This window comes from Erwinia sp. E_sp_B01_1 (genome assembly GCF_036865545.1).
Lineage (GTDB): Bacteria > Pseudomonadota > Gammaproteobacteria > Enterobacterales > Enterobacteriaceae > Erwinia.
This window is the reverse complement of sequence record NZ_CP142208.1, coordinates 4,051,529-4,069,357: the sequence shown is the minus strand read 5'-3', so window position 1 is coordinate 4,069,357 and position 17,829 is coordinate 4,051,529. Positions and strand designations below refer to the sequence as shown.

General features: G+C 54.9%; 18 protein-coding genes and 2 pseudogenes. 5 read left to right on the top strand and 15 right to left on the bottom strand.

Annotated features, from left to right (window positions below):
* Positions 1 to 65: 65 nt before the first annotated feature.
* From VRC33_RS18975 to VRC33_RS18960, 4 genes and pseudogenes are all read right to left on the bottom strand, one after another.
* Positions 66 to 424 (bottom strand): annotated as a pseudogene (locus VRC33_RS18975) (transcriptional regulator).
* 3 nt (positions 425 to 427) lie between these two features.
* Positions 428 to 730 (bottom strand): type II toxin-antitoxin system HigB family toxin, encoded by a 303-nt coding sequence (locus VRC33_RS18970; RefSeq protein WP_338558283.1) that lies wholly within the window; start codon positions 728 to 730, stop codon positions 428 to 430.
* A 65-nt stretch (positions 731 to 795) separates the two neighbouring features.
* Entirely contained in the window at positions 796 to 1,458 is a 663-nt protein-coding gene (locus tag VRC33_RS18965) for a PhnD/SsuA/transferrin family substrate-binding protein (RefSeq protein ID WP_338567418.1), read from the bottom strand.
* A pseudogene (locus tag VRC33_RS18960) lies at positions 1,412 to 2,478 on the bottom strand (fatty acid desaturase). The gene VRC33_RS18965 and the pseudogene VRC33_RS18960 overlap by 47 nt, the downstream one beginning before the upstream one ends.
* A gap of 392 nt (positions 2,479 to 2,870) precedes the next feature.
* Here VRC33_RS18960 and VRC33_RS18955 point away from each other — a divergent pair.
* Together VRC33_RS18955 and VRC33_RS18950 are read left to right on the top strand one after the other, a co-directional pair.
* Positions 2,871 to 3,545 carry a CmcI family methyltransferase gene (locus VRC33_RS18955; protein ID WP_338558278.1) on the top strand — a complete coding sequence of 225 codons (675 nt, stop codon included), beginning with the start codon at positions 2,871 to 2,873 and terminating at the stop codon, positions 3,543 to 3,545.
* 299 nt (positions 3,546 to 3,844) lie between these two features.
* Positions 3,845 to 4,345, top strand: a complete 501-nt coding sequence (locus VRC33_RS18950) for a GNAT family N-acetyltransferase (RefSeq protein WP_338558275.1) — start codon at positions 3,845 to 3,847, stop codon at positions 4,343 to 4,345.
* A 115-nt stretch (positions 4,346 to 4,460) separates the two neighbouring features.
* Here VRC33_RS18950 and ftnA read toward each other — a convergent pair whose 3' ends face one another.
* Positions 4,461 to 4,970, bottom strand: a complete 510-nt coding sequence (gene ftnA, locus VRC33_RS18945; protein ID WP_338558272.1) for a non-heme ferritin — start codon at positions 4,968 to 4,970, stop codon at positions 4,461 to 4,463.
* 773 nt (positions 4,971 to 5,743) lie between these two features.
* Entirely contained in the window at positions 5,744 to 5,974 is a 231-nt protein-coding gene (locus VRC33_RS18940; protein ID WP_338558269.1) for a helix-turn-helix transcriptional regulator, read from the bottom strand.
* A 126-nt stretch (positions 5,975 to 6,100) separates the two neighbouring features.
* Here VRC33_RS18940 and VRC33_RS18935 point away from each other — a divergent pair, with 126 nt between their 5' ends.
* Positions 6,101 to 6,316, top strand: a complete 216-nt coding sequence (locus VRC33_RS18935; RefSeq protein ID WP_338558267.1) for a helix-turn-helix transcriptional regulator — start codon at positions 6,101 to 6,103, stop codon at positions 6,314 to 6,316.
* A gap of 56 nt (positions 6,317 to 6,372) precedes the next feature.
* Here VRC33_RS18935 and VRC33_RS18930 read toward each other — a convergent pair whose 3' ends face one another.
* The gene (locus VRC33_RS18930) at positions 6,373 to 7,578 is read right to left on the bottom strand and encodes an MFS transporter (RefSeq protein WP_338558265.1); all 1,206 of its coding nucleotides are present in this window, start codon (positions 7,576 to 7,578) and stop codon (positions 6,373 to 6,375) included.
* Between the two features lie 95 nt (positions 7,579 to 7,673).
* Here VRC33_RS18930 and VRC33_RS18925 point away from each other — a divergent pair, with 95 nt between their 5' ends.
* Positions 7,674 to 8,609: a LysR family transcriptional regulator gene (locus VRC33_RS18925; protein ID WP_338558262.1), complete on the top strand. Its 936-nt coding sequence runs from the start codon at positions 7,674 to 7,676 to the stop codon at positions 8,607 to 8,609.
* Between the two features lie 108 nt (positions 8,610 to 8,717).
* On the opposite strand, the gene pqqF is transcribed toward VRC33_RS18925, so the two are convergent.
* The 7 genes from pqqF to VRC33_RS18890 all read right to left on the bottom strand — a co-directional run bounded on the left by pqqF (position 8,718) and on the right by VRC33_RS18890 (position 15,693).
* Entirely contained in the window at positions 8,718 to 11,240 is a 2,523-nt protein-coding gene (gene pqqF / locus VRC33_RS18920) for a pyrroloquinoline quinone biosynthesis protein PqqF (protein WP_338558259.1), read from the bottom strand.
* Positions 11,241 to 11,242: 2 nt separating this feature from the next.
* Positions 11,243 to 12,382 carry a pyrroloquinoline quinone biosynthesis protein PqqE gene (pqqE, locus tag VRC33_RS18915; protein ID WP_338558256.1) on the bottom strand — a complete coding sequence of 380 codons (1,140 nt, stop codon included), beginning with the start codon at positions 12,380 to 12,382 and terminating at the stop codon, positions 11,243 to 11,245.
* Positions 12,369 to 12,647 carry a pyrroloquinoline quinone biosynthesis peptide chaperone PqqD gene (pqqD, locus tag VRC33_RS18910; protein ID WP_338564365.1) on the bottom strand — a complete coding sequence of 93 codons (279 nt, stop codon included), beginning with the start codon at positions 12,645 to 12,647 and terminating at the stop codon, positions 12,369 to 12,371. Before pqqD ends, pqqE begins: the two co-directional genes overlap by 14 nt.
* Before the next feature lie 5 nt (positions 12,648 to 12,652).
* Entirely contained in the window at positions 12,653 to 13,420 is a 768-nt protein-coding gene (pqqC, locus tag VRC33_RS18905) for a pyrroloquinoline-quinone synthase PqqC (RefSeq protein WP_338558254.1), read from the bottom strand.
* Between the two features lie 6 nt (positions 13,421 to 13,426).
* Complete coding sequence (pqqB, locus tag VRC33_RS18900) at positions 13,427 to 14,338, bottom strand: pyrroloquinoline quinone biosynthesis protein PqqB (RefSeq protein ID WP_338558252.1); 912 nt, start codon at positions 14,336 to 14,338, stop codon at positions 13,427 to 13,429.
* Positions 14,339 to 14,395: 57 nt separating this feature from the next.
* Entirely contained in the window at positions 14,396 to 14,467 is a 72-nt protein-coding gene (gene pqqA, locus VRC33_RS18895; protein WP_071822147.1) for a pyrroloquinoline quinone precursor peptide PqqA, read from the bottom strand.
* Between the two features lie 182 nt (positions 14,468 to 14,649).
* Positions 14,650 to 15,693 (bottom strand): dipeptidase, encoded by a 1,044-nt coding sequence (locus VRC33_RS18890; RefSeq protein ID WP_338564363.1) that lies wholly within the window; start codon positions 15,691 to 15,693, stop codon positions 14,650 to 14,652.
* A gap of 237 nt (positions 15,694 to 15,930) precedes the next feature.
* Here VRC33_RS18890 and yghX point away from each other — a divergent pair, with 237 nt between their 5' ends.
* Positions 15,931 to 16,818 carry a YghX family hydrolase gene (gene yghX / locus VRC33_RS18885; protein ID WP_338558250.1) on the top strand — a complete coding sequence of 296 codons (888 nt, stop codon included), beginning with the start codon at positions 15,931 to 15,933 and terminating at the stop codon, positions 16,816 to 16,818.
* Positions 16,819 to 16,840: 22 nt separating this feature from the next.
* Here the strand turns inward: yghX and VRC33_RS18880 are convergent, their stop codons facing one another.
* Positions 16,841 to 17,818, bottom strand: a complete 978-nt coding sequence (locus tag VRC33_RS18880; protein ID WP_338558246.1) for an AraC family transcriptional regulator — start codon at positions 17,816 to 17,818, stop codon at positions 16,841 to 16,843.
* Between the last annotated feature and the right edge of the window lie 11 nt (positions 17,819 to 17,829).

The window sequence follows — 17,829 nt, the reverse complement described above, 5'->3', positions numbered from 1 at the left end:
AAATCCTGGAAACGTGATCCACATCGCCCAGGGCAGACGTGTCGGGACCAGGGACAATCCCTTGTTCAGGCGCGGATCAAACTCTCCAACGGAATGCCAAATTGCTTATGCAGGTTCCGAATCATATTAAGGCTCAGGCTGCGTTTTTTAGTCAGTACTTCATACACCCGATTTGATTTACCGATCGCCGGTTCCAGATCTTTCACCGTGAGCCCCCGTTGTTCCATATGAAACTTGATGGCCTCAATCGCATCTGGAGGGACGACGGGATAATATTTTTTTCGTAAGCTTCAATCAGCAGACAGGTGATTTCAAAAAAATCACCCTCAGGCGTGCCCATCGCAGGCTCATTGTCGAACAAAGGGGAAACAGCTTTTAAAGCAGCCTGATAATCTTGTTCTGTATGAATGGGTTTGATGTTCATCATTTACTCCGGTTCAACCGTTTCGGCGTTAATAACGTCATATTGCTTATGCGTGCCGATAAATTTTACAAACACCCATCCACGTTGGTACGCGATAGCCGCTATCAGCCGGTAATTGTTTCCTTTAATATTGAATACCACGCGCCGGTTTTTCAAAATGCTGGCGCTTCGGTAATGTTCTTTTATCTTTGCGGGTGTCTTCCATGCCGCCTTTCTGACTTCATCCACCCACGCCTTGATCGGTTGCTCTGCATCCGGGTAGTTCGCCCAGAAGCTGCGCAGTGTTGCCAGCGTGATTATTTTCATACGGCGACAATAGTCCCAATAAGGGACTTTTTCAACTACTACATCCCATTTTGGGACCTAAGTTATCAACCGAGAATAATTTGCCAGGCAGAGCGGGGAAGGGGGCTGAAGTCTTTGATCAACAGCGCATTGAGCATCGGCCGGTTAGCAGGATCGTTCACCACCTGTGTCAGGCCATCACGCAGCGCAGCAACTCTTTCTACAGGTGTCTCTGCTGAGGTAATTAACGGCAAACCAGGAACGCTGGCGGTGCGATCAATAATTTTCAGACCGGCCAGTTCGGCAGGAAAGTCCCGCAGCAGCAAGGCCCAGCTGACACAGTCGATGGCCGCTATGTCTGCTGCACCCTCGCGCACCAGTGCAACTGAACGGCGGTGGCCGCCGGAGGGGGCAGTGGCTGAAAAGAAGTTCGGGCCGCCCGTCATCTTCATAATGGCCTGCCAGCCAGACTGGGAATCTTCGCTGTTAAAAGCCAGCCTGCGGCCCTGAAAATCGGCCAGCGACTGGCCTTTCTCTTCTTCCCGCACCACAATCCAGCTGCGGTAGTCTGGCCCCTCGCAACCCGGAGCAGCGTAATGAAATGCACCCACTACCTGCACCCCGGTCAGTTTAGTGGCCAGCGGATAGCCGCAGGTCTGGCTGAGCAATAAATCGCTGCGTTGCCAGTGCGGTAATAGGGGATCAGGCCAGCTCAGGTTTGCTGGCAGAGGCAGTGAGGGCAGAGCCATCCTCAACTTCTGCCAGAAGCCCTCCACCTGAGGAGGAGAAAAGGGGTACATCGGCAGTGACGCTATCATCAGCAGGACTCGCTTGATTGGCAAAAGGGTGGATTTTTACCCCGATGGGGGTCAGGAAAAAGGCCAGCCAGGCGCTGTACCCTTCAACAACATAGCCTTCGCTGCGTTGCTGATAAGCTTCACGATCTGCCAGATAAACCTCACGCAGGCCATACCAGGGCAACCCCGGCAGGTCGTGATGAACCAAATGATAGTTCAGATTTAAAAACAGCAGCCGCCAGAACGGACCTGCTTCATTCAGAACGGAACGGGCCTCAGGATTCACTTCAGCCCTGTGCTCATAAAAAGAGCGGATTTTTGTCAGGCCAAGGCTGGGATAACTCACGGCCAGCAGATACCACCCAAAAGAAATACCCTGTTGGTGCAGCCAGAAAAAAGCCCCGCCAGCAGCAGGGCATGAAGCAACCACATCTGCTGCTCCTGCTTATCGCCGGCCAGCATTTTTCGTGTAGCGTCTTTCAGGGTCCCGGCAATATCCAGCAGTGGGCCAAGCAGGACACGGCCAGGCAACGTATTCCTTACCGCAGCAAGCAGCGGAAACAACCTGGGATAACGCTGCCATTGTGCCGCACTGTAATACAAGGTTTCGGGATCCTGATCCGGCAGAGTCAAAAACTCGTTACGGTGGTGCTGAAGATGCGAGTCACGGTAGAGGCGGTAAGGATACCAGACCGCTAATGGCAGCTGTCCAAACAGCTGATTTACCCTTTCCCAGCGGGTGGGGTGGCCGTGAATCAATTCATGCTGAAGAGACATGTACCAGGTAGTCAGCAGGATCAGCAGAGGTGTGCCAGCCCAGGGGCCGAGGGCCTGCCAGTTTGCCACCACGCAAAACCAGCCGCTGTAAACAGCCACTATCAGGGCCCAGGTTGGGAGTTCACTGCGCCACAGCCAGTGGGTTTCCCGCTGTTTTATAGCTTTGCGTTGCTGTGCATTCAGATAATAAGCCATGACGGCCCCCCCAGAAGAAGAGTTTTCAGTATGCCGGAGGGGGAAAAAGGGCGGAAATAGCGAAAATGCAGGAGGTTATGCAGCAGACGGCATTACGCCCGTTAGCGAAGCAACATCATGCGATAAAGAGCGCCTTCCCTGTTCTGATTCATGCTGATGACAAGCAGAATGTGAAATTTATCCGGTGAAATAAGCAGCTAAACATCAGCTATTCCTCGCCTCAATCCAGCGTGCATTATGGCAAATTTATGCTCAGCAAAATGGGCTTTTCTTTACTGCCTGAGGCGTTGTGACGGCTTTCATCAGGACGATATCAGGTTCAGGCCGGACTTTATCACCCACCTGAACAGAGAGTATATGAGAGCAAATTCACTGATTACAGGGTGTGAAAAATGATTGAGCTTGCTGATTTAAAAGTATTTTTACAGGATCCGGAATTAACAAAGACCCTGGATGAAGTCTGGGATCGCGTCAGTGACGACTTTATCTCAGCACAGGCTGAATTACCGCCTGAGCTGGCGATGGCGCGAAAAGAGCTGTCGTTTCACAGTCACGTAAAATGCCTCGGATACCTTTGCTGGTTGCTTTCCAATGCCAATGCTGAGGGCGACATCATTGAAATCGGCGTCTGGAAAGGCAAATCCACCTCGTTTATGAATGAGGTCTGCCAGCGTAAAAGAAGGATTATCAGTATTGATCCAATGGAACTGCCGAAACAGGAGCTTGAGCTGGGTTTTTACCACCAGAAACTCTTTCCGGAAGTGCATCTGATTCGGGGGTATTCCGAACTCAGCGTGGAGCGCGTTAAGGCGTTAGCACCAAGAACAGCACTGTTACACATTGATGGCGGACATCAGGGACGTCACGTCTTACTCGATTTTCTGCTCTATTCTCCGACCGTCATACAGGGCGGATTCATTGTCTTTGATGACTATCGGGATCATCAGTATTCCCCGGAAGTTGGCCCGGCTGTGGATCTGCTACGCGCGGGCGGCTATTTCTCTGCCTATGACGTAATTGGCAGCATTCCTGGTTTTGAAAACAGCTATTTACTACAAAAGAAATAATCCTGCCACAGCGGGTGGCTTGCCCGCTGTCACCCTTCTGTCATCTACCCTGGCAGGCACTGCCTTAACGTCTTCAGTTTTATAAGGAACGGCAATGCGCCCTCGTTATTCCCTGCTGGCCGCAGCCCAGGGCGCTTATCCAGATGGGCACACCAACACCGCCTGTACCGGTGCTCTGCTGCTGGATGAGAGACTGCCTTAAAGCCCTCTTTTCGGACCTGACCTCAGTACAATTGATAAATATAAATTGTCGATTATCGTGGTACAGTACTTTCATCTTCCCTGGCTAAGAGTGCAGCATGATGTCGCTCAACGTGTCACTTCACCGTTATCAACCCCGTTTTCAGCAGGCCGTTCTGGCGTTGATTTTGCCCATTCAGACGCAGGAATTTGGCATTGCCATTACCGCCGAACAGCAGCCGGATCTTAACGAAATTGAGCAGTATTATCAGCGCGGAACAGGCGATTTCTGGCTGGCGCTGGCCGGGGATCGGGTTGTGGGATCTATCGGTCTGAAGGATATCGGTCTGCAACAGGCTGCACTGCGAAAGATGTTTGTGGCCAGCGACTATCGCGGCAAACAGCATGGCGTAGCGAATGCGCTGTTAAATACGCTGCTTGGCCATGCCAGCCAGCGTAAGCTGAAGGATATCTGGCTGGGCACCACCGACAAATTTATCGCCGCACACCGATTTTACGAGAAAAACGGTTTTCGTGACGTCAGTGTAAACGCTCTGCCTTCTGCGTTTCCGCTGATGCAGGTCGACACTAAATTCTATCGTTTGTCGCTGCCGAAGTAGGACGCTGGAGTCTGCAAAGGGTGATCGGCGGCGCTGACAGGCAGTAATGAGAAAGGAGCCCTGAAGGCTCCTTTTTAACGGTCTGTGAGCAAGTGACGCTCTTCGCCAGGGGCGATTAAGACTGAGGATTGCTGGTGCTGCTCATTTTCATCAGGTCTTTATCGACGAAGAACATACCCTGTCCACCGGTACCCACCAGCGCCAGTTTATCCAGCACTGATTTGAACAGTTTCTCTTCTTCATGCTGCTCGGAAACGTACCATTGCAGGAAGTTAAAGGTCGAATAGTCCTGGGTAGTCATGGCTGCATGAGCCAGCTCGTTGATTTTACTGGTGATCAGCTTTTCGTGCTCGTAAGCCTGTTCCAGCACTTCATTCAGCGAGTTAAAGGTAACCGGCGGGGCCGCAATGGAACCCAGAACCGGCATGGCTCCGGTGTCACTGAGGTAGTTGAACAGACGCTGCATGTGCTGCATCTCTTCTGCTGAGTGCTCACGCATAAACGCTGCAGCGCCCTCAAAGCCTTTATCAGCACACCAGGCACTCATTTGCAGATAAAGATTGGCAGAAAAGAACTCAAGATTTAATTGATCGTTCAGTTTGGCGGTCATATCAGCAGTCAGCATAGTGGCTCCATTAGGTAATATTTTTTTCAGCGTTAATGGTGGGCATTATGCACGTCTGTTGTTGAAATAAAAACCATTTAATGGCTTTTTTATCCCCCGACGTTATCTGCATAACACTCTGATAGTTAAGTGATAATTATTTACGTTGTAATATTAACTATTCCGCTAAATAAATGGTTTTGATAACCATTACCATTGTTATTTGATACCGCGATTTCCTGCATCTTTCTTTTAAAAACGGGAATTGATTCTGTCTGATAAAGAAAAAATTTATCTCAAAGGCCGTGAGGGCCGGGGCGCGCTTAACGATTTTCCCCCCGTAGCCAGCAAAGTGCTCAGGCCAGAGAAGGGGCTGACCATTCTGCTCAGGGGACCGTTCCACGCCACCCGGTGAGCCAGGCGGCGAGCGTATCATTAAGGCATCGACCATACGCTCTTCGCATCGCGGCCTGAAGGCCCTCACGCGAAGCTTAAAAGCTCGCCGGGAATCTGCCTCAACGACTGTATATCCGCAGACAAACGATCCGTTAAAAAATGAAGACTCAGAGAATTAACGTCGAAAGGTTTTTCCGGCATTCTTTGACGGGGAGGAGGGGAGATGTTCAGAAAATCAGTTCTCCGCTTAAAAAAACGAGAGCAGAAAAATCTGAAAAAAATAACGTTTTTTATAAGTTAAAACTGAAAAGTTTGTTTTTTATTAGCCTGGTAAGTAAATATTACTAAATGCGGAAGTTAACAGAATGAATTTATTGAGAATAAAAAAATAAAAATATTTAAATCTTATGTTCGAACTCAATGAGGGTTTTCATCTCTATCCCCAATCCTCTCGCCAGGATAGCGATAACTTCCAAAGTCGGGTTGCGCAAACCTCGTTCAATTCCAGAAACATAGGTGCGATCCAAGCCGCATTTTAATGCAAAAGCTTCTTGCGACAAGCCTGCCTGCAGTCTGAGTTGTTTTACTCTTTTTCCAAAAAGAATTTTAATGGTGTTTAGTTTTTCCATCTGCTCAGCATTGCGCTTTGTAGTCTTTTAGTCCACGGACTATTAGTCACAATTGAAAAATATCGTGGTATCATTGTGACTCATCGTCTACAAGTGAGACTTTTATCCGCAACGCTGAGAAGAACTATGAATCGAGTGGATTGGCACCCCGCAGATATTATCGCGGCATTAAAGAAAAAAGGAACAACCTTATCGGCTTTATCCCGCGATTCCGGGCTGGCCTCTTCAACCTTATCCAACGCTTTACGCCGTCCCTGGCCTAAAGGAGAGCAGTTGATAGCGGCTGCCCTGGATGAGACACCAGAACAGATTTGGCCTACGCGATACAAATCAAAAAAATAGTCCTTCTCGCGTTGATTCACCTCCGGCTGCGGGCTTTTTGCGCCTGACGGGCGCTTTTATGCCGCCTGTTTACGGCTCATCCACCGCACCACCATGCTGCCCAAACCTGCCGCGGTCAGCAGCATAACCACGCCTTGCCAGCCCGCTTTTTCAAGGATCAGGCTGCCAAGTGCCGAACCTGTCGCCATGCCGATAAAGACACCGGTAAACATCAGCGCGTTAAGACGGCTGCGGGCGGCTGGTTCCAGGCTAAAGATGATGGACTGATGCGAGACCAGCGTTGACTGGACGCCAAAATCAAAGCCGATGGCCGAAACCACAATCAACGCCAGCTGCCACGGCGCCGGTAACAACGGCAGCAGAAACATCGCCGCAAAAGAGAGAGTAGCCAGAGAGGTGCCGATGCGTGTCACCAGTTCGGGACCACGACGATCTGCAAGCGTTCCGGCCAGCGGTGCTGCCAGTGCGCCTGCGGCACCCGCCAGACCAAACATCCCGGCGGTGGCGCTTCCCAGGTGATAAACGTCATGTAACATCACCGCCAGCGTGGACCAGAAGGCACTGAAGCCTACAGAGAGCAGAGCCTGGGCCAGCGTGGCTCTGCGCAGCGGTTTATAAGCGGTCCAGAGATGACGCATCGACGCCAGCAAGGCGGGATAACTCAGGGGAGTGCTGGCAGGAATCGCAGGAAGGCTGCGCCAGATCACCAGAGTAATAGTGACAACCATCACTGCGGCAGCGACGAACATACTGCGCCAGCCAAAATACTCGGCCACAAAACCACTCAATACCCTGGAAAGCAGAATGCCCAACAGCAGACCGGTCATCACAGTGCCAACCGTCTTGCCCCGTTGTGCCGCAGGCGAGAGCGTCGCGGCAGCCGGAACGATATCCTGGGCCATGGTAGCCGCAATGCCTACCGCCAGACTGGCGACCATCAGCATGGTGATACTGCCGCTGAAGGCGCTGAGCAGTAAAGCTAACGTCAGCAGCAGGCCTTTCAGAATAATGATCTGGCGGCGATCATGGCGATCGCCCAGCGGAGCCAGCAATAAAATCCCCAGCGCGTAGCCAATCTGGGTCAGAGTGGGCACCAGCCCAACAAGACCGACGCCGGCATGTAACTCATTGACCAGAATCCCGAGCATAGGCTGGCTGTAATAAATAGAGGCTACGGCGAATCCGGCTCCGGTAGCGAGCATCAGCACAGTGCTGCCGCTGACCTTTTGCTCTGAAGTAGGGACTGACTCTGTAAGGGACATAGGGTTTACCTGTTGTGCGATGATGATCACATTTTTACCCTATTCAGCGCTTCAGGGTAGCCCCCCGGCCAGTAGAACTGTTATACGTTGTACGTATGAATGAATCCTCTCTGTCAGGCATTGATCGCATAGAGTTAATGCAAACTTTTGTACGGATAGTCGAAGCGGGCAGTTTGTCTGCGGCGGCTGTGCGTCTCAACACCACCCAGCCTACCGTCAGCCGACGGCTGCAATCCCTTGAGCGTCTGCTGGGCGTAAAGCTGCTGCAACGCACCACCCACATCATGAAGCTGACGGAAGACGGTGAACGCTGTTTCACTCATGCCAGGGCGCTGGTGGAGAGATGGCAGGCGATCGAGGACGATCTGCGGGGATCGGCAGAGGAACCTAAAGGCACGCTGCGGGTGCTGGTCCCGCACGCTTTTGGGCAGGATCAGATGATTGCGCCCCTGCAGGAATACCTGCGTAACTATCCCAAAATGACCGTGGAATGGATGCTCAGCGACCGGCGTCCGGAATTTATTGCAGAGGGAATAGACTGTGCTGTTCACGTGGGGGCGATGACGGATCCTTCCGTGGTTGCGGTGCTGGTGGCAGAAGTTCCACGCATCCTGATCGCCTCGCCCGCCCTGTTAAAAGACCGCCCGGTAGCAGAACATCCAGCCGCGCTGGCCGATTTTCCCTGGGTTGCCCTGAGCACTTTTTATCGTCAGGAAGTGGTGCTGAATAACGGGCAGGGGGAAACGCAGCGCATTGATATTCGTCCACAGTTGCTGACCGACAGCCTCTATGCGCTGCGCCATTCTGTGCTGGCAGGCATGGGCATCGGGATTGCCTCGTCATGGGTGGTAAAAGAGGACATTGAACAGGGAAGATTACGGCACCTCTGCCCGGCGTGGCATGCAGCGCCCCTCCCCGTCTATCTGGTTTATCCTTATGCACGCTTCTATCCGGCCAAACTGCGAACCTTTCTGGCACTGATGCGCGAAGTGCTGCCCGTGCTTGGGGGCACACAGGCACCGCGGGGATAAAACAGGATTATGTATTGCTCAGCCAGCACCAGCGCTGCTTTTCACTGCTGAAAAGGCGGAAATAGCGCTGGAGACTGTCATGAGACATTGCGCTGATAACTTCGGGCGTCAAAACCGGCAGAGCAAGCTGCTGATAACCCCAGTGCTCAAGACATTGTCCGGGGTTTTCTGGCCTGAGGGGGGCAAAGCGTTGATGAGGTCCGCGCGCTTTTCTTCGAGCCAGAGGCTTGAAATTTCCCGCATAAAATCAGCCATATTTGCTATAAAATCCAGGATATGGTGCGAAAGCTGGCTTAAATTCAACGTCGGTGATTGCAGGGCAAAAAGGATCCCCGCTTCCCCGGCTGAAAAATGAAAGCGGCAACTCACCACGTAACCGATGTTCAGTTCAACACGCAATCGCTGAAAAAAACGCGGCTCAAACAGCGCGGCCAGTAGCTGCCATGCTGCCAGGCACCCGGCGCTGATTTCCGCCAGCGGGCAGAACAGCAGCACGGCGGTATCCTGAGCCGTAGCCGGAAAAACCCGATGATGGCCACCAGCACTACCGGGCAATCTGGTTTCAGGCATTGAACTGACACCGCCAGGCCAGAGGGAAAGCAGGCGCGATAAAGCCTGATGCAAATCCTCCTCTCCCCCATACAGAACAGCCTGCCAGGGCTGGTCCGGCAAAGAGTCAGGCGTTGCTGCCTGCAAGCCGGAAGTCAGCGTCTTGCCTGGCGTTTCCTGAGTTGAGCCTGAGTCCGCCGGTTGATCTGTCAGGTAAGCCTCACCGGTAAGCCTGTCCGGAAGATGGGCCAGCAAAGCCCGGATGGCAATGTCCGCATTTATCGCGCGGCATGCTTTGCGGAACAGGCGATCGCCCTGAGCCGCTACCGTGGCTGAAGGGTGGCTTAATGCGTCTGTCACGGCGGCAAGAACAGTTTGCAGCAGTGCGGGCGTTCCACTTAGCTGAAGAAGCCAGATGCCCTGTTGCTGCCCCCAGTGTAGCTCGCCACCCTGATGCTGACAAAGCCCGGAAACCGGTTGCAGCGCCGCTTCGATCAGGCAGGCTGCACGGCGCGTAAGCGGCTCTCCGGGACAGGGGTTAATCAGCAGCAAAGGCGTGCCTGAGGCGGGGATCTGCCTTAGCGGAGCCGTCTCGTCAGGCAACGGCGGAAGCGTCAGCGGCAGAGTGTCGGAATAAAAAGCGTTGCTGAAATCCGGAAAGGCATCGCCGACGGGCTGGTGATCGCAGGGAGACTCTCCTTTCCTGATGGCACAGGCCTGCCGTTGCACCGCATCGGTGATCGGCGGCGGGGCTGTCATGGCGGTGTTGGCAGGCTCAGGCAGAGCAGTAACCGACGCTTCCTGATTGCCAGCCGCGCGTTCTGGCCAGGCAATAATCCCGCTATTCAGGGTAAAGCCCTGCACCTGAACGGGGCTGGCAGCCACGATCGGGCTGACCCACAGGCGTGTTGGCGGCCTGGAGAGCAAGGTTGCCATCAGCGCCTGCCAGCTTTCAGCTAACCCCGCTTCGTTATCCGGCGGAATCAGACCAAAGGCTCTGGCACGGAGCTGATCCAGGCTTGCGAGCTGGCGAAACCGGCGTCCTGCCAGGCGGGCGTAGTGCTTAAGCCGGGTACTCTCCAGACGGGCAGCGTAGCTGAGCCAGGGGTAAAATATCGCTTCAATGGCCGCAGGATTTGCGGCTTCGCAAAGCTCAAACATCACGCCAGTCAGCGACTGCCGGGGACTGCGCCAGGGTTCGGTCAGTTGCAGCGAATCGCAAAGTTCTCCCTCCCGCAGCCTGGCCAGCAGGCTGTGCGCTGCGTTATCACTCAGCATTTCGCGCAGCATCGACAACAGGGGACGATGTTCCGCCGCAACAGCAAAACTCAGGCAGAGGCGTTCAGCCGTGCCACAGTTCAGGCCATAGCTGTGGCGGGTGTTAAGACTGAGCACAGGCTGAGCTGACTGGGGTCCGGTGGGCACAGGGCTGAAGGCGCTGGCGACGGATTGTGCAAGCCGGGCCAGCGTCTCCAGAGACTGCGGCCCCTGGAGCCACAACTCCAGCCCGTCAGCACGGAAAAACCGTTGATGATATGCCTTAAGGGCCAGTTGCAGTGCGGAGTAATCCTCGCCAAAAGCTTGCCGATTGCCGACATGAAAATCGTGCAGCCGCTGGGGCGTGACAATCGCCTGACTTAACGCCGCCTCACAAAGCGTGTCGGTATGCCGGGTCAGCATCTGGAACTCTGCGTCAATCACGGCCGCTTCCTGGCGCACGGACTCAAGGGCCAGCAGCGGCCTGGCAAGCATATCAACCAGCCTTGGCAGGCCTTCTGCCAGCCGATCGGCGGCAATATCAAAAAACCAGGCTGTATAATGGGCGTGGGTGGTCGCGTTCAGTCGTGCGCCGGAGGCTGGCCCCCAGGCCATCAGCCGCTGTTCGGCCCGATAGTTTTCGCTTCCGGCAAACAGGACGTGCTCAAGCAGGTGCGCCAGCCCCGGCCAGCGGGCTGGCGCGTCGTGACTTCCTGCGGAGAGCTGAAACAGGGCAGCAGCCCGGCTGGCGTTGGGATCGTGGATCAGATTGACCCGCAAACCGTTCGACAGGATCAGGCGTTGCAAACCGGCTGCTGCCTGCACGATCAGGACTCTGTCATAAAGATCAGCTTAGAGTTGGCGCGATTGCGGAACTGCAAGTGGCTGATCTGCATGTTGGTACAGTTTGCCTGTTCACGCGCTTCCAGTATTTTACCGTGATGAGGCGATTTAGAGCAGACCGGGTCGGTGTTATCCGCATTGCCGGTCAGCATAAAGGCCTGACAACGGCAGCCGCCAAAATCTTTCTCTTTTTCAGAGCAGGAGCGGCAGGGTTCCGGCATCCAGTCAAAGCCACGGTATTTATTAAAACCAAACGACTCATACCAGATTTCCTGCAGGGTATTCTCCAGCACGGAAGGGAACTGAACCGGCAACTGGCGGGCGCTGTGGCAGGGCAGGGCGGTGCCTTCCGGCGTGACGCTGAGGAAGATAGCGCCCCAGCCTCCCATACACCCTTTTGGCCGCTCTTCGTAATAGTCTGGCGTTACAAACAGCAGGTTTGCCAGATTGCCGCTGGCCGCCATTTTCTGGCGATACTCGTGAACCACCTCTTCGGCCCGCGCAATCTGTTCGCGGGTGGGCAGAAGGCCTTCACGGTTAAGCTGTGCCCAGCCGTAGAACTGGCAGGTAGCCAGCTCAACATCATCCGCTTCCAGCTCGATACAGAGCTCAATGATGCGATCGATCTGATCAATGTTATGACGGTGCAGGACAAAGTTCAGCACCATCGGATAGCCGTGGGCCTTCACCGCTTTGGCCATCGCCAGTTTGGTCTGGAACGCTTTCTGTGACCCGGCCAGGGCGGCATTCAGGGTCTCATCGCTGGCCTGGAAGCTGATCTGGATATGATCCAGCCCGGCTTCGGCAAAAGCGTCGATCTTTTTCTCAGTCAGGCCGATACCGGAGGTGATCAGGTTGGTGTAAAAGCCGAGGTCGCGCGCGGCCTTGATCAATTCAGGCAGATCCTTACGCACCAGCGGTTCGCCGCCGGAGAAGCCAAGCTGCACGGCACCCATCTGGCGGGCCTGCTTAAACACCTCAATCCATTGCTCAGTGGTCAGCTCTTTTTCCTGCTGGGCAAAGTCCAGCGGGTTAGAGCAGTAAGGGCACTGCAAAGGGCAGCGGTAGGTCAGTTCTGCCAGCAACCAGAGCGGCGGACTGACCTGAGTTTTAGGCTGGTTCACGGAAAATTATCCACTTTTGTTCATAAGCCTGGCCGAAGAACTCCTTCACATCGTCGCCCACGCCACCGGCATCGGGGAACTGGGCATCCAGCCCGGCAATCAGATCGGCAACTGAACGCACGCCGTCTACCTGTTGCAGGATAGCCGTGGCGCTCTCATTGAGTTTAGCCATTCCCTCCGGATAAAGGATCACATGGCAATCCTGCGTTGGTTCCCACTGCAAACGGTAGCCACGGCGAAAAGCCGGGATTTGCTGTTCATGAATGTCCATCACAGGAGTCTCTCTTTGTGCCAGGCCATCTTGTCGGTCACGGTGTGGTAAGGCGGACGGTGCAGCTCATAGGCCATGGTCATCGAATCCAGCATGCTCCAGAGGATATCCAGTTTGAATTGCAGGATTTCCAGCATGCGCTGCTGCTTCTCTACCGTGGTGCAGTAGTCCAGCGCCAGCTGTAAGCCATGTTCCACATCGCGGTTTGCCTGGCTGAGTCGGCTGCGGAAGTAGCCGTAGCCTTCGGTTTCAATCCACTGATAGTGCTGCGGCCAGGTGTCGAGACGCGCCTGATGGATTTGCGGGGCAAACAGTTCGGTCAGTGAACTGCAAGCCGCTTCCTGCCACACCGCACGGCGGGCAAAGCTGACATAGGCATCCACGGCAAATCGCACGCCGGGCAGCACCATACGCTCAGAAAGCAGCATGTCACGATCCAGGCCCACGGCTTCGCCCAGACGCAGCCAGGCTTCGATTCCCCCTTCGCTGCCTTCATGCCCGTCGTGATCCAGAATACGCTGCACCCACTTACGGCGGGTTTTGGGATCCGGACAGTTGGCCATGATCGCAGCATCTTTCAACGGGATGCTGGTCTGGTAATAAAAACGGTTCGCCACCCAGCCCTGAATCTGCTCACGCGTGGCTTTCCCATTATGCATCGCAATGTGGTACGGATGATGAATATGGTAATAAGCGCCTTTGGCGCGCAGAGCCTGTTCGAATGCTTCAGGCGTCATCGGCTCGGTTGGAAAAGTATCTGGCGTCATAATTATCTAAACCTCAATCACCATGCCGTCCCAGCTGACTTCAATGCCCAGCTGCGTCAGCATCTGACGTTCAGCCGACTCTTCATCCAGGATCGGGTTGGTGTTATTGATATGAATCAGAATTTTACGTTCTGCCGGCAGCGAAGCCAGCAGCGCAATCAGCCCCTGTTCTTCCGCCAGGGCCAGATGGCCCATATCTTTGCCGGTGTTGCGACCGACACCCGTGGTGGCCAGTTCGTTGTCCTGCCACAGGGTGCCATCAATCAGCAGGCAGTCGGCTTTTTTCAGCCAGCCCAATAGCTCGCCGTCCGGCTCACCCAGACCAGGCGCATACATCAGCGTCTTACCGGTACGGGTATCTTCAATAAACAGCGCGATATTGTGGCCAGGCAGCGGTTTACCCCGGTACGCAGAGTACGGTGGGGCATTGCTGAGCAGCGGGATAGCGGTGAACTTCAGGGCCGGACAGACGGCAACGGAGAATGCTTCCCCTGGCGTAATGGCATTGTGGATCAGCCCGCCGTTCCAGTGAGTCAGCATGGTAAATACCGGGAAACCGGTCGTCAGATCGTCATGCACTTCCGGGGTACACCAGACCTGGTGCGGACAGCCTTCACGCAGGCTGAGCAAGCCAGCGGTGTGATCAATCTGGCTGTCGGTCAGGATAATGGAACCAATAGCCGTGCCGCGCAGCACATCTTTTTTGATCAGCGCCGGCGTGGAGGCCAGCTGCTGGGCGATGTCTGGTGAGGCGTTACACAACACAAAGTTGATGCCATCATCACTGAGGGCAATGGAGGATTGGGTGCGTGCCGAGGTTTTAAGGGTGCCGTTACGCACGCCCTGACAGTTTCTGCAGTTGCAGTTCCATTGAGGGAAACCGCCACCCGCCGCAGAGCCGAGAACGTTAATCTGCATGTGTGAACCAGGATCGAGACAGGGAAGATGCCCACGGCAGGCCGTGGGCATAAGAGATTAACGGTTGGAGATGTACAGAGTCACTTCCAGACCTAAGCGTAAATCAACAAATTTTGGTTTAGTCCACATAGTGAAATCCTCATGGTGTTAACGGAAAATTAAAGATTCTGCGATATTAAGTTCGGCAGGTAATACGCTTGTTGTCAAATATCTCAGAATTGGCGCGCAAATGTTGCGCCTAAGCCTGAATGATATCAACCCTGTAAGCAGCAGGGGTACTGGGGAAGGAACACCAGAACGTTCCAGGTGGTTCATTCTCCCCAGGTTTTTTTCAGTGCGGCCAGCCAGTTGCGCCAGCTGATTTTTTCAATCAGTTGCTGAGAGTAGCCCGCTGACTGCATCGCCTCAATAAGCCGGGGCAGGCCAGAGACATCCTTCAGGCCATCCGGCACGCTGATGCCGTCGAAATCTGAACCCAGCCCCACACGATCCTCGCCCAGAATCGCCATCAGCCCTTCAAGATGACGAAGAATGTCATCAAGCGGCGTATCGCTGTCACGCTTGCCGTCTGCCCGCAGGAAGGCGTTGCCAAAATTCACGCCCACAAAGCCGTCACTCTCCGCTATGGCCTCAAGCTGGCTGCCGGTGAGATTGCGTGGCTGCGGGCAGAGGTCATGCACATTGGAATGGGTGGCAACCAGCGGTGCGGTGCTGAGACGCGCGGTCTGCCAGAAGGCTTTTTCATTCATGTGCGACAGGTCGATCAACACTTTCTTCTGGTTGCAGGTTCGCAGCAGCTCCAGACCCAAAGGCGTCAGGCCTTCACCCGTGTCGGGAGAGCCGGGAAAGGAACCCGTCACCCCCACGCCAAAACGGTTAGGCAGATTCCACAGCGGACCCAGACTGCGCAGGCCAGCATCAATCCAGCGATCCAGCTGGCTGAGCTGCTCATCCAGCGCTTCCGCGCCTTCTATATGCAGCACCATCGCCAGCACGCCCTGAGAGAGGCACTGTTCGATCTCACCTGCCGTCCGGCAGATTTTTGCCCGGCCTGATGATTCGGCTTCAATCCTGTGCAGCAGGGCAATCTGCGCGTCTGTGATAGCCAAAGGATCGTGTTGCGCCTCGTCATACGTTGCGCTGCCCTGTTTCACAAACTGCGCCGGAGGCACAAATACCGCAAACAATCCCCCGGCGAAACCGCCCTGACGCATGCGTGCCATATCCAGATGCCCCGGAAGCGAGCCCTGCAGAAACTGCGTGACGGGATCCTGCTCTGCGGGCATCCACAGGCGCAGTAGCAGATCGTTGTGGCCGTCAAAAACCGGCGTGGAGAAGGCAGGGCTGTCAGTCATGGTTATCGGATTATGGCTCAGCCGGGTCAGGCTCAAAAAAGGGGTTGAGAAGGATCATACGCATTTTCCCCCGGCCTGCGGCGTTAAAAAGTGCGGTGAAACAGAGATAAAACGTAAAGAAATGCCTGAATGCCTCCGCTTCGTCTGAGAAAGGGGCGGAGCGGCTTGACGGAAAGCCTGATCTACCTGACTGTTACTAAGAATCATTTCCCCCTGGCGCAACACAGGAGCACTGAGATGGCCCGTCTGACCGCGAAAGATTTCTCCCCTGAGCTGCTTGAGATTTACGATTACTACGTTCACGGCAAAATTAACAAGCGTGAGTTTCTCTCTCTGGCCGGCAAGTTTGCGGTGGGCGGGCTCACTGCCGCTACCTTGCTGACTTCGCTAAGCCCCAATTACGCGCTGGCGGAGCAGGTCGAGTTTACCGACCCGGACATCCTGCCGGAATACATTCACTACCCCTCGCCCAACGGCAACAAAACCGTGCGCGGATATCTGGTTCGTCCGGCCAAAGCGACCGGAAAAGTCCCTGCGGTGGTGGTGGTTCATGAGAACCGGGGACTGAATCCCTATATTGAAGATGTGGCTCGCCGCGTGGCAAAAGCGGGTTTTATTGCGCTGGCTCCCGATGGGCTGAGCGTGATGGGCGGCTATCCCGGCAATGATGAAAAAGGCCGGGAGATGCAGGCGCAGATAGATCCGACGAAGTTAATGAACGACTTCTTTGCCGCCATTGAATTTATGATGCAGGACGAGCGAACGACCGGAAAAGTGGGGATCACCGGTTTCTGCTACGGCGGTGGAGTGGCAAATGCCGCTGCTGTAGCTTATCCGGAGCTGGCTGCGGCCGTACCCTTTTATGGCCGCCAGCCGGAGGCAAAAGATGTGTCACGCATTAAAGCCCCGTTACTGATTCACTATGCCGGGCTGGATACGCGCATCAACGAAGGCTGGCCCGCTTATGAGGCCGCGCTGAAGGCGGAGCAGAAGGTTTATGAAGCGCATATTTACCCCGAAGTGAACCACGGATTCCACAACGACTCCACGCCGCGTTACGACAAAAAAGCCGCTGAGCTGGCCTGGGAAAGAACCCTCGGCTGGTTCAATAAGTATCTGGTTTAGCGCGGTTCTGTAAAAGAGGCCCTCAACTGGCCATTTTCGTTTCGGCCAGTCGCTGGGTCTCTTCGGAACGCAGGGTGCCGGGCGTCTTGCCAAGGGTGCGTTTAAATGCCCGGCTGAAGGCGGCGAGGGAGCCGTAACCCAGTCGCCAGGCGACGGTTTCTATCGCCTCGCCATCCCGCCCGATCCACTGCACCGCCAGCTGCATTCTTAACTCCGTCAGGTAACGCACCGGCGTCATGCCGGTCACGGCCAGGAAGCGTTCGGCGAAGACGGAGCGCGAACTGCCCATCTCGGCAGCCAACTGGGCCACGGTCCAGTTTTTGCCAGGTTCCCGGTGTAACGCAACCAGTGCTCTGCCGAGACGGGGATCGCGCAGTGCCTGAAGCCAGCCACCCGCCTGTCCACAGCCAGACTCTACCCAGCCCCGCACGATAAAAGAGGCCACCACATCCGCCAGTCGGGAAAGGATCCCGGCATAACCGGCCCGACGGCTCAGGGATTCCCGCTCCATCGCATCCAGCATCGGCTGAACTTCGGGATATTTATGCATCAGCGTGTCGGCCAGCAGCACCTCAGGCATAGCGCTGATCAACATCTGCATCCCGCCAAGGTCAAATTCCATGCAGCCACTGAAAATCAGGGCGCCGGGTTCCTCTTTTGACTCCTCAGGGCAGGCTTTTACACAGCTGAAATTGTTGCAGACCGGTGTCGTGTTGAACGAACGGACATCCGTACAGGCCACTTCTGGCGATGAGATCAACGCATGATCGATACCGTGTGGCAGCAGTAACGCATCACCGGTATTCAGGGTATAAAGCCTGCCGTGATGCGTGCGAAGCATCACCGGACCACGGCTGATAAAGTGAAACTGAGCACGGCCCGGGGCATTTTCAAAACCGACACCAAAAGGCGCGGCCAGCTCAATGCGTTTGTACTGCACGCCCATCAGGCGCATTCCCAGCAGCAGTTCACTGGCCAGGTCATGCTGTTCTGTGATCATGATCGTGAGAT

What these genes read in the sequence shown, in the direction of transcription:
- VRC33_RS18890 (WP_338564363.1), bottom strand. Translation starts at nt 15,693, where the DNA reads ATGACTGACAGCCCTGCCTTCTCCACGCCGGTTTTTGACGGCCACAAC.
- VRC33_RS18935 (WP_338558267.1), top strand. Translation starts at nt 6,101, where the DNA reads ATGAATCGAGTGGATTGGCACCCCGCAGATATTATCGCGGCATTAAAG.
- pqqB (WP_338558252.1), bottom strand. Translation starts at nt 14,338, where the DNA reads ATGCAGATTAACGTTCTCGGCTCTGCGGCGGGTGGCGGTTTCCCTCAA.
- ftnA (WP_338558272.1), bottom strand. Translation starts at nt 4,970, where the DNA reads ATGCTGACTGCTGATATGACCGCCAAACTGAACGATCAATTAAATCTT.
- VRC33_RS18965 (WP_338567418.1), bottom strand. Translation starts at nt 1,458, where the DNA reads ATGGCTCTGCCCTCACTGCCTCTGCCAGCAAACCTGAGCTGGCCTGAT.
- VRC33_RS18925 (WP_338558262.1), top strand. Translation starts at nt 7,674, where the DNA reads ATGAATGAATCCTCTCTGTCAGGCATTGATCGCATAGAGTTAATGCAA.
- pqqC (WP_338558254.1), bottom strand. Translation starts at nt 13,420, where the DNA reads ATGACGCCAGATACTTTTCCAACCGAGCCGATGACGCCTGAAGCATTC.
- VRC33_RS18940 (WP_338558269.1), bottom strand. Translation starts at nt 5,974, where the DNA reads ATGGAAAAACTAAACACCATTAAAATTCTTTTTGGAAAAAGAGTAAAA.
- VRC33_RS18970 (WP_338558283.1), bottom strand. Translation starts at nt 730, where the DNA reads ATGAAAATAATCACGCTGGCAACACTGCGCAGCTTCTGGGCGAACTAC.
- VRC33_RS18880 (WP_338558246.1), bottom strand. Translation starts at nt 17,818, where the DNA reads ATGATCACAGAACAGCATGACCTGGCCAGTGAACTGCTGCTGGGAATG.
- VRC33_RS18955 (WP_338558278.1), top strand. Translation starts at nt 2,871, where the DNA reads ATGATTGAGCTTGCTGATTTAAAAGTATTTTTACAGGATCCGGAATTA.
- yghX (WP_338558250.1), top strand. Translation starts at nt 15,931, where the DNA reads ATGGCCCGTCTGACCGCGAAAGATTTCTCCCCTGAGCTGCTTGAGATT.
- VRC33_RS18930 (WP_338558265.1), bottom strand. Translation starts at nt 7,578, where the DNA reads ATGTCCCTTACAGAGTCAGTCCCTACTTCAGAGCAAAAGGTCAGCGGC.
- VRC33_RS18950 (WP_338558275.1), top strand. Translation starts at nt 3,845, where the DNA reads ATGATGTCGCTCAACGTGTCACTTCACCGTTATCAACCCCGTTTTCAG.